The organism is Nitrososphaera sp. AFS, assembly GCF_009898475.1.
Lineage (GTDB): Archaea > Thermoproteota > Nitrososphaeria > Nitrososphaerales > Nitrososphaeraceae > Nitrosopolaris.
In genome coordinates this window covers 8,935-9,807 of record NZ_QURE01000049.1, presented here as the reverse complement: position 1 = coordinate 9,807, position 873 = coordinate 8,935, and the positions used below count along the sequence as shown (strand labels likewise).

Below are 873 nucleotides of genomic sequence, written 5' to 3'. Positions count from 1 at the left end.
TTACAAAATAATAACCAGTGAGATTCAATTGCAATATTTGGTTGATAGAAAATACTGGGGCATGGTTTAGACAAATACTATTAACTTTCCGCATCGTCACCGATTCAACTTGCCAGCAAACGAAAACCGTAGTTGAAGATTTAGATTCCATATTACAAATGGCCATTCTAACCTTGCAGCGTTGTTTCCATTCCCTTGTATGAAAAAGCATCCTTATGACAAAGTATTGTGACAACCTCTTATTCAATTACGCGGTCCAATCCAACTTGGCGTCTCCGGAATAAAAGTGTGCTGTACTACCGGTGTGACTGCTCCGACCTAGTGCATCGAAATTTTCTGGCGGTACGATGACGGGATCGAATGTTAGTGGCACTGGTTTTATGGCAAAGCCTGGTTTAGGGCAAACTCTTTGGTGGGCTCAATCAAGTTATTCAAGCAGTTTATGCGCGAATCCGAATGTCCGATCAAATGCATTATCAACACAAAGCAGTTGTTTTATTCGTTCGCCCTGACAACCCTGTTTTTCAATACCGGGTCAAAAGTCCATCAAACCAACTGTTCGAGATTATGTAGCAAATGCGCCCTGCAGTCGGCAGTTTCTTCTTCAATTTTCTGCGTTTATTAATTATTCGATATATTCGGTAAAGGGCATGTGTAATAGCTGTGCTATGTGTCTAATCCTCCTGCCCTCCTGATTTGATTTCAGAACATACCTCACCTCCCGGGTCATATTGGATTCCACTATCCACATATATTAAAGATGAATACACACCTTTACCATCTCCATTTGTTAGCATTTTAGGCCATTTGTTAAGACTATCTTCAAGCTTGCTAACGTATAGTTGTCACAGAGCTTTGGTCTCGTGGGGACTG

At 41.2% G+C, this 873-nt stretch carries 1 protein-coding gene; it reads right to left on the bottom strand.

Going from position 1 to position 873, the window contains the following annotated elements; all coding sequences use genetic code 11:
* Positions 1-674: 674 nt before the first annotated feature.
* Positions 675-797 carry a hypothetical protein gene (locus tag DYY65_RS12710; protein WP_255457483.1) on the bottom strand — a complete coding sequence of 41 codons (123 nt, stop codon included), beginning with the start codon at positions 795-797 and terminating at the stop codon, positions 675-677.
* Positions 798-873 lie beyond the last annotated feature (76 nt).

Coding starts and splice junctions, on each gene's coding strand:
- DYY65_RS12710 (WP_255457483.1), bottom strand. CDS start 797: ATGCTAACAAATGGAGATGGTAAAGGTGTGTATTCATCTTTAATATAT.